General features: G+C 55.3%; 12 protein-coding genes. 7 read left to right on the plus strand and 5 right to left on the minus strand.

The genetic code is table 11. The features are described 5' to 3' along the window. The 4 genes from gatB to K5905_RS21235 form a co-directional block, all read left to right on the plus strand. Positions 1–894 (plus strand): Asp-tRNA(Asn)/Glu-tRNA(Gln) amidotransferase subunit GatB (gene gatB / locus K5905_RS21220; protein ID WP_297587418.1); only part of this gene is annotated, 894 nt, incomplete at its 5' end. Positions 895–897: 3 nt separating this feature from the next. Continuing rightward, on the plus strand, positions 898–1,293 hold the full coding sequence (locus K5905_RS21225) for a GFA family protein (RefSeq protein ID WP_297587419.1): 396 nt from the start codon (positions 898–900) through the stop codon (positions 1,291–1,293). Between the two features lie 90 nt (positions 1,294–1,383). After that, positions 1,384–2,004 carry a LysE family translocator gene (locus K5905_RS21230; protein ID WP_297587423.1) on the plus strand — a complete coding sequence of 207 codons (621 nt, stop codon included), beginning with the start codon at positions 1,384–1,386 and terminating at the stop codon, positions 2,002–2,004. A gap of 64 nt (positions 2,005–2,068) precedes the next feature. Next, on the plus strand, positions 2,069–3,610 hold the full coding sequence (locus tag K5905_RS21235) for a glycosyltransferase family 39 protein (protein WP_297587426.1): 1,542 nt from the start codon (positions 2,069–2,071) through the stop codon (positions 3,608–3,610). A 6-nt stretch (positions 3,611–3,616) separates the two neighbouring features. Here the strand turns inward: K5905_RS21235 and K5905_RS21240 are convergent, their stop codons facing one another. After that, the gene (locus K5905_RS21240; protein WP_297587428.1) at positions 3,617–4,150 is read right to left on the minus strand and encodes a hypothetical protein; all 534 of its coding nucleotides are present in this window, start codon (positions 4,148–4,150) and stop codon (positions 3,617–3,619) included. Positions 4,151–4,316: 166 nt separating this feature from the next. On the opposite strand from K5905_RS21240, the gene K5905_RS21245 reads away from it, so the two are divergent. Further along, positions 4,317–4,793, plus strand: a complete 477-nt coding sequence (locus K5905_RS21245) for a GNAT family N-acetyltransferase (RefSeq protein ID WP_297587431.1) — start codon at positions 4,317–4,319, stop codon at positions 4,791–4,793. Between the two features lie 68 nt (positions 4,794–4,861). Here K5905_RS21245 and K5905_RS21250 read toward each other — a convergent pair whose 3' ends face one another. Continuing rightward, positions 4,862–5,374, minus strand: coding sequence for a DUF2147 domain-containing protein (locus K5905_RS21250; protein ID WP_297587434.1), 513 nt, complete (start codon positions 5,372–5,374; stop codon positions 4,862–4,864). Between K5905_RS21250 and K5905_RS21255 the strand changes: the two genes are divergently transcribed. Beyond that, positions 5,320–5,442 carry a hypothetical protein gene (locus K5905_RS21255; RefSeq protein WP_297587448.1) on the plus strand — a complete coding sequence of 41 codons (123 nt, stop codon included), beginning with the start codon at positions 5,320–5,322 and terminating at the stop codon, positions 5,440–5,442. The two genes, K5905_RS21250 and K5905_RS21255, sit on opposite strands and share 55 nt — an antisense overlap. A 1-nt stretch (position 5,443) precedes the next feature. Here K5905_RS21255 and K5905_RS21260 read toward each other — a convergent pair whose 3' ends face one another. After that, positions 5,444–5,866, minus strand: coding sequence for a DUF2147 domain-containing protein (locus K5905_RS21260; protein WP_297587437.1), 423 nt, complete (start codon positions 5,864–5,866; stop codon positions 5,444–5,446). Positions 5,867–6,088: 222 nt separating this feature from the next. Then, on the minus strand, positions 6,089–6,856 hold the full coding sequence (locus K5905_RS21265; protein WP_297587440.1) for an alpha/beta hydrolase: 768 nt from the start codon (positions 6,854–6,856) through the stop codon (positions 6,089–6,091). A 327-nt stretch (positions 6,857–7,183) separates the two neighbouring features. On the opposite strand from K5905_RS21265, the gene K5905_RS21270 reads away from it, so the two are divergent. Then, positions 7,184–7,453 (plus strand): hypothetical protein, encoded by a 270-nt coding sequence (locus tag K5905_RS21270; protein WP_297587442.1) that lies wholly within the window; start codon positions 7,184–7,186, stop codon positions 7,451–7,453. Between the two features lie 121 nt (positions 7,454–7,574). Here K5905_RS21270 and K5905_RS21275 read toward each other — a convergent pair. Continuing rightward, a partial coding sequence (locus tag K5905_RS21275; protein ID WP_297587445.1) for a DUF930 domain-containing protein occupies positions 7,575–8,229 on the minus strand: 655 nt, incomplete at its 5' end.

Genomic DNA, 8,229 nt, shown 5'->3' on the forward strand with positions numbered 1-8,229 from the left:
TACCTCGGTACCTGCGACGGCAACATGGACCAGGGCTCGATGCGTGCGGACGTCAACGTCTCCGTCCGTCGTCCGGGCGGTGAATTCGGCACCCGCTGCGAGATCAAGAACGTCAACTCGATCCGCTTTGTCGGTCAGGCAATCGAATATGAAGCCCGCCGCCAGGTGGCGATCCTGGAAGACGGCGGTGAAATCGATCAGGAAACTCGTCTGTTCGATGCCGTCAAAGGCGAAACCCGGTCCATGCGGTCCAAGGAAGAAGCGCACGACTACCGTTACTTCCCGGATCCGGACCTGCTGCCGCTGGAATTCACGCAAGCGTTCGTCGATGATCTGGCTCAGCACTTGCCTGAACTGCCGGACGACAAGAAAAACCGCTTTATCAATGACTACGGTCTGACCGCCTATGACGCCGATATTCTGGTTGTCGAAAAGGCGTCGGCAGATTTCTTCGAGGAAGTTGCCAAGGGGCGCGACGCCAAACTGTCCGCCAACTGGGTAATCAACGAACTTTTCGGTCGCCTGAACAAGGAAGGCACGGATCTGGCGGACAGCCCGGTTTCTGCGGCTCAGCTCGGCTCCATCATCGACCTGATCAAGGCCGGCACGATTTCCGGCAAGATCGCCAAGGATCTGTTCGAGATCGTCTGGACCGAAGGCGGTGACCCCGCTCAGATCGTTGAAGATCGCGGCATGAAGCAGGTCACGGATCTCGGCGCGATCGAAGCGATTGTCGACGAAATCCTCGCTGCCAACCCCGACAAGGTGGAACAGGCCAAGGAAAAGCCGAACCTTGTCGGCTGGTTTGTCGGTCAGGTGATGAAGGCCTCAAAAGGCAAGGCCAACCCGCAGGCCGTGAATGACCTTCTGAAACAGAAGATCGGACTGGAATAAGAGATGGCTGGGGAGGAGACATCTTCAAAGGTTACCTTGCCCATCAAGGGGGCCTGTCATTGCGGTGCTGTGTCTTATGAAATGAAAGTACAGCCTCGCTTCGCCGTCGAATGCAACTGCTCGATCTGCCGAAGTCTCGGTACGGTCTGGGGCCATGGCGAGGCAGGCGACATCGTCGTCACGGCAGCTCCGGATGCGACGCTTGCCTATTCGCGCGGCGATAAGGAACTTGCCTTTCACACCTGCAAGACCTGCGGGTCGACCACTCATTGGGAAGCTATTGCCGGTCAAGCCAAGGGCCGCATGGCGATCAACCTGCGGCTCGCGGCGCCGGGAACTATCGAAACCATCGGACACCGGCATTTCGACGGTGCCGATACCTGGGCATTTTTGGATTGAGACCCGGCAGTTTTGCCTGATACGCTCGCGTGACTTTGCTTTCCCGGTTTGAAACGAACCGGAAAGGTTACCAGACGATCGGGAGACGATATGAATGCGGATCTTGCCAGCCTTCTCCTGGCTGTTGGAATTTTCTCCGTTGGCTTTGTCAGTATCGGGCCCAACATTCTGGCCATTATCGGCACATCTATGGAGCGGGGACGCAAGTCCGGGGTTCAGCTGGCGCTGGGCGTTGGGGTCGGTTCCGGCATCTGGGCAACGCTGACAGTAGCGGGCCTTACCGCGTTGATCGCAGCTTATGCGCACGCAATCACCATATTGAAGGTTCTGGGCGCGCTGTACCTGATCTGGCTCGCATTCAAGGCCTTCCGCTCCGCAGCAACGCCGGAAGGGAAGGTGGTGGCGCGATCCGCCATGGGAAACCGGCTGTTTCTTCAGGGAATGGCTATCCAGATGACCAATCCGAAAGCGGCTCTCCACTGGATCGCAATCGTCGGCGTCGGTCTCGGTCCGAATGCGCCTCTCTGGGTCGGGCTGACGCTCATGGCCAGCTGCACACTGATGTCGGTTCTCGGGCACCTGGCTTATGCAGTCACTTTCTCAACCCAGCCGGTTGTTGAGTTTTACCGGCGGAGCAGGCGCTGGATCGAGGCTGGGTTGGGGGTGTTTTTCTCCTTTGCTGCCTACAAGTTGGCTACCTATCGAAGTTGAATACTGGGCAATTCGGTCCGGATAGGCTAAACGGCAGACCGGACAAACACGACGCCTGAGCCGAATGACCACGACTTCCGATACCAGATCCGCTGAGACGCCCCTGTACGCCACGCCGGTTGGTGTCTGGGCCATCGTTGCGCTATGGGGGCTTGGCCATCTCCTGCTCCGCGCGCTCTCGACACCCGTTCTGGGCACGGACGACATGTTCGAGAACGTGTTGGTGCAGACCTTGCAGCCCGGTTACATGTTGCGTCAGCCACCGCTTTACGAGTGGTTGCTCTGGTCGGCACAACAGGTCTTCGGCCCGACGATTTGGGCTGCGCTCTCGGTTAAATACGGACTTATCTCGCTGGCCGCGCTGTTTTTGTTTCTGGTCGCACGAAAGGCGATTTCAGACCCTCGGTTAGCAGCGCTTTGCGCCTTTTCCTATTCGCTCTATTATCAGTTCGGCTGGAACCTGCATGAAGGTGTCACCCACACGGTTGTGCTCACAACAGCCTGTGCCGCAAGTGCCTTTTTCTTCATCAAGGCGCAGGAAAGCGGGCGGATCGGATTTTACCTTCTGTTCGGCGCCGTTGCCGGAGCCGGCCTGCTCGGCAAGCACTCCTTTCCGCTTTTTGCATTGGCGCTTCTGATCGCCGCCCTCAGTGATCCGGTTTGGCGTACAAGAATAAAGGTCACCGGCGTGATCCTGGTTCCGGTCGCAGCAGCTCTTGTCTACAGCCCCTATGCCTTTTGGATCTTGAGCGAAGGATTGAAACTCCTGTCCTCGGTCTCCGAGACAATGGGGGTCACTGCCGAGGCATCTCACGTGATGCGGGCAGGCGAGGGGCTGGGTAAACTGGGTTTCGGGCTGCTCGGATTTTCTGTTCCGCTTCTTCCGGTTCTGTTGCTGCTCTTCTGGCCGCGTTACTTCGGCCGGGTTCCGGCAACCACACCCGCGGTCAATGATGTTGCCCGCCTGTGTGGCCGCACTGTTCTGACCATGATCGTGCTGACAGCGCTGATGATCGCGATTACCGGAGCAACCTATGTCAAGGAACGGCATATGCATCCGTTGATGTTGCTTTTGCCGATCTATCTGTTTGCGGATCTGGAGCGGTTCGGGTTTCAAAAGCAGTGGCGTTGGCTTGGAGCCGTTATCGTCACTGTTATAGCCGTGGCGTTTCTTGCGCGTGTTCCCGGCATACTCGCACCCGACAAGTTCTGGTGTGGCGGCAAGTGCCGTCACATGAAACCCTACGCGGATCTGAAAGCACCACTTTCAGAACTTGGCGCTGCGAACGCGACGCTGATTGCGGACAACGGCTATACAGGTGGCAACCTCAGGGTTCTGTTCCCGGATGCGCGTGTCGTTACCAAGGCAATTCCGGCGAAAACAGATGCACGGGAAAAATGCTTCTTCGTTTGGGACGAGGGGGATCGTCAACCGAAACTCCCTGCTGATGAGCGCTATGGAAAGGCGACCTTTGGTGAAACTGTGGAGCCATTGTCCGCGACCTATTTGACCGGCTCCTGGCCTCACCTTTGGAAAGCTGAAGGCTGGCGTACGACCTGGTGGGGTGTTGCCGAACTTGATCCCGATAACCCGCGCTGCAGATGAGCTTGGTCAGGTTCCGGCAACCTCAGTTGGGCGTAGAAGGGTTGCCGCTTTGCCTTGCAAAAAGCTGCCCAATTCATCGTGCCCATTGAGAAACCCCAGGCTCCAGATCCGTCCGATGCCCGTTACAACAAGATAGTTTGCCCGCAGAAACGGGACGGAACCGGCATATTCGAGATTTTCCCAGGGGACTGTCTGATCCTTGCAGAACGGACTGTCGAAATAAAGCGAAGTCCTGTCATAGGCAAATCGAACTAGAAAGACCTGGTAGGCAATAAAGAGTGTGCCCGCACTAAAAACCGATGTCGCGAAAACGGCCAAAAGCTGATGGCTCAAATCCGCGACCAGAAGCGTATGGATGGCAAGAATGGACAGCAGGATCATCGCAAGTGCCAGGATCTTGACCGGTCGGCCATAGGTCAGATAGCAGATACCGTCTTTTCGCGTTGCCGTTGGCTCTGCAGGCTGGGCAATACCCCAGAAAACAACTCCGCTTGCAATGCCACCGGCAAACATCGTCACCCATCCGCCCGGATCGAACATTTTGTTCCTGCCTTTGCAACCCACAAATCTGCAGCAAGCGTATGGACGGGCTGTTAAACCTTGGTACATGAAAAGGTTCAAACCCGACTCAAATTATAATCGAATGTGCGGGTGAATTCGGTTGAGAGCTCCGTCTTTTAAAAGACAGCAAAACAGGAAGTCCGTTTTGTCTGACCAGAAGAAATCCCAGATCCATATCGAGAAAGCGCAAGTCTGCCACCTGCGTGAGATTGTCGAAATCATCAATGCTGGTGCAGCCAGCGTTCGACGGGGCAAGGAGTTCGGTGACTGGCAGGGTTACGGACCGGCGTTCGAGGCGCTCGTGGCCGCACCTGAGGTGGACATCTACGTTGCTCTGAATGATGCAGGTGAGGTGGTTGGAACCTACCAGATTCACTTTATGAAAGGCATTGCCTTCAAAGGGCGGCCCCGGGTGGAAGTGGAAAGCGTACATGTGCGTGTCGACCAGCGTGGCACTGGTGTGGGCCGGATGATGATGGATCACGCGGAGCGCCTCGCGAGGGAAACCGACGCCTGCATGATACAGCTGACTTCAAACAGGGAACGCGAAGGGTCTCACCAGTTTTACAAGCGTCTCGGATATGACCAGAGTCACCTTGGCTACAAGAAGATGCTGGTCTAGATGTAGTGCCTCAACAAGCTGTTCTGGGCACCGTCGCAGCATCTCGGTAATCAAAGCCTGACCGACAGCTACTTAACCCTCTGCCAGACTTCCTGTTCGCAAACATTGAAGACAACCCGAACGCAGCCTTTAATTTCAAGTCTTGAACCGCCCGTCTTTCGAACGGTTGCGTTGGCGCTGAAACCACGTCGGGGATCATAAACCCGGCCGGACCAGGCACTTCCGTCTGGTTGCAAACGCCAGAGCACCGTCAGTCCAAGGATTTTACGATTGCGCTTGGAGGCATCCTTGTTTCGCTCATCGCGGACGGTCTCCATGGCTTTACCGGCTGGTGGGTGAAAGCTGATGATTTTGCCGCAAGGCGCCGAGCCGCATCTACTGACCTGAACGACCGCTCCGTCTGGTGTGCGCCACTTTCCGTTTATGTCTGGAGCAGCCTGGACACCTGTGACCAAAAACAACGTGAAAACCGTCGCAAGCAGCCCTGAAATCCGGGCTTTATGATCAAGTCTGGAAATCGAAAGAAATGACGAAACAGCCAATGGAAAACCCCGCCGCAGTGCTGGAGATGATTGCGCCACAATTTCTGACCAGCAAATGCGACAGGGCTATGGCCAAATCGACAGGACTTGGCCGAACCGGAATGTGACTTAGTTGGCGCGCGCCCAGGTCTCGCCCTTGCAGATGAGACCACCCATGACGCAGCCCTCGAGCTTGAGCTTGTTTGTGGACGTCAGCTCAATGAAGCCGGTATAGGTTTTGCCGTCTTCGGCATTATACACCTTGCCCTTCCACTGGTTGGTTTTTCCGGTTGGCTTCATGGATTGAACAATTTCAACACCGACAAGCGGACGGCTGCGTTTTGAAGCGTCGGGGTTCTGCGTGTCGTTGCGCGGATCCTTGAGCCAGATCAGTTTACCGCAAAGCGAATTTCCGCAGGAACTGATCCGGATTTTCGACGCGCCGTTCGGGCGCACCCAGTCCCCCTTCGCATCAGCCGCATGAGCAAGCACAGAAGACGCGGCAAAAAGACCTGCTGCAACCAGGGCAGAGGACAGGTTCGATTTCAGCATTATTTCCTCCCGAACGGATTGCTTTCCGTTTACGGAAAGGGAATGTATACGGGCGGAATCTCTTTGAAAACCCGTGCCCTTACGGCATGGGGGAAATTTCTTTCCGGAGTGGTGTCACGTGCTCCTGTTTGAAACGAAGGATCCGTCTCCACCGATAGAGATGGACACCGGACAGGATGATCTTGTCCTTTTCCGAAGACGGCTTGCCGGTTCAGACCGGGTTCAAAGCTCCTGAATCCACGTCAGGCTTCGGCGCGCAAGGTCTTGCCAGCCTTCCTCAAGTTGCATGTAATGGCACCGCCCTTCAATCTCGACAAACGTTGCCAGATCTCCGTACCGATCGGCCATCGTCTTCGCTGTCGACGGTGGGACAACCTTGTCTTCCGTGCCCGACAGGAACAGGAGCGGGGCTTTTGCCTTGGAAAAATCAACCTTGGTTGTCTGGTTGATGTCATACATCCAGAAAAACAGCTCATACAGAACATTGCCGGACTCAGTGCTGAGGCGGTCGCAAATCTCGTGCTGCTGGTGTTCGGGCATGGTGTTGAGACCGTAGGCTGCCAGAAGCTCGAAATCCTGACCGGGGGCTTCTTCCCAAAACCGTCCGGCCGACATGAAACCCTTGCCGAGTGCCCGTTCCATGTCGGTAGTGGGCAGCGTCCCGTTGATAATGCTGCTGTTGATCAAGACGCCTGCCTCAATCAATCCCCGGCTGGAGAGAAGCTGTGCGATAAGACCGCCAAGTGAATGACCGATCACAATGGGGCGGTGATCCAGCGTCCCGATGAAGTCGGCAATATCGTCGACATAGTCCTTTATGCTTGTACCTTTGAGCGCCTCGGATCTGGCCTCAGTATCTGCAAGATCGTGAAAGCGGTATGTGGGGGAATGGCAATCGAAGCCTCTTTCCAGAAAGTAGTCACTGAAGGGAGCCATGGTCCATGGTGCGGCATTGGTACCGTGAAGGAATACGATTGGCTTCAGTGACATCATTCAGGCTCCACACGTTCGACAGGTCAGGTATTCCATTTAAGGGACGTCATGGTCCCAAACTGTTGGCTTGGTGAACAGAGTCTTTATTGTAATCTTCAAATTTTTGAATAAAGCCATTGAAATTAAAGCGAAATTCGAAGCTGTATGCTTACTATCAAGTAAATTTCAGACTTATTTAAATTTTTATTTGGATTGCGTTAAACCTGTATTTTAACGAGCCCTTTAACTGCTCCTGATGAAGTAGATCTCAAGAAACAGCAGGGAAGGCAACGCGAATTCTTGCGTTTCTAGGGAAGTCTTACAGAGGATGAAAAGGGGAGCAACATGGCTCGTTTTGAAATGCACTCGGCCGACATGGCTATCATCGGCGAAAAGCCGGTCACTGCCGACATTCTGTTCCAGATGGGACTTGACAGTGCCTGTGGCCGCCACGGCGACACTGATCTGGTCACCGCTCATAAATGGTTCAACATCGCTGCTCTGAAGGGCAACAAGGACGCGGTTCGTTACCGCAAGGAAATTTCCGGTGAAATGAGCTCGACCCAGATTGCCGAAGCACAGCGTTCTGCTCGTGAATGGCTGTCGATGCATTGATCGGTTCAAAGGCTGCCGGCCCTACGGCACCTGAACCAGAATACTTCATCTGACGCGGCAGCAATATTTATCTGCCGCGTTTGGATGCCTGCCAGGCCCGTCGAACTACGGTTCGCCACGGTCAATGGATAGGCGCAAGGCCATGCTCGTCCCAGAGCGAACGGTCTATTTCATTCCCAAGCGCGAATTCAAAGCTCTCGATATCTGAGCCATCGCCATTCAGCTGGCAATTGTAGGCAATTTCATACCAGATCCGATTGCTTCTCACCGCGCCTGCCGGAACAACAATCTTGTTCTGTCTTTGAAACGAATTTCGAAACGCATGCGGTGCCAATCGTGTCGGCCGGAAATCCGGCTGCGTTCGCCTGAGCTGTTCCATCGCTTCTAGCGCACATAGCTGCTCTCTTCGATCACCGGCAACAAGCGTGCCGAGGGCCAGGCGCGCCTGCGCTGATCTAGGGTCACTCAGGACATCCTGAGCATGAAACGAGGTCGCGGAAATCCAGGCCGGATCAGCGGCGACAGTCTCGCTCCCGGATGTTTCCGGAGCGGGAAGGGAGGCAGCTTCAAGATCGGTTTCGCCCTGCGACGTTCCGATATCTGCGTCTTGGCCCTTTTGGAACCGCGAGAGATCGCCTCTGTCGGTCGCAGGGGCGGGGTCATTTTGCGGACGACTGCGGAGCTGCACAAACAATTCGACGGAAATCGCCTCTGAAACAGAAGGCAAGGGTCTGTCCTGCACAGCGGCATTTGTAAAAATGACGAACAATCCGACA

Source organism: Roseibium sp. (assembly GCF_025698965.1).
GTDB lineage: Bacteria > Pseudomonadota > Alphaproteobacteria > Rhizobiales > Stappiaceae > Roseibium.

Bases quoted from the DNA above. Each gene is read 5' to 3' on its own strand.
- K5905_RS21225 (WP_297587419.1), top strand. From the start codon at position 898: ATGGCTGGGGAGGAGACATCTTCAAAGGTTACCTTGCCCATCAAGGGG.
- K5905_RS21230 (WP_297587423.1), top strand. From the start codon at position 1,384: ATGAATGCGGATCTTGCCAGCCTTCTCCTGGCTGTTGGAATTTTCTCC.
- K5905_RS21235 (WP_297587426.1), top strand. From the start codon at position 2,069: ATGACCACGACTTCCGATACCAGATCCGCTGAGACGCCCCTGTACGCC.
- K5905_RS21240 (WP_297587428.1), bottom strand. From the start codon at position 4,150: ATGTTCGATCCGGGCGGATGGGTGACGATGTTTGCCGGTGGCATTGCA.
- K5905_RS21255 (WP_297587448.1), top strand. From the start codon at position 5,320: ATGACGAAACAGCCAATGGAAAACCCCGCCGCAGTGCTGGAGATGATT.
- K5905_RS21260 (WP_297587437.1), bottom strand. From the start codon at position 5,866: ATGCTGAAATCGAACCTGTCCTCTGCCCTGGTTGCAGCAGGTCTTTTT.
- K5905_RS21265 (WP_297587440.1), bottom strand. From the start codon at position 6,856: ATGTCACTGAAGCCAATCGTATTCCTTCACGGTACCAATGCCGCACCA.
- K5905_RS21270 (WP_297587442.1), top strand. From the start codon at position 7,184: ATGGCTCGTTTTGAAATGCACTCGGCCGACATGGCTATCATCGGCGAA.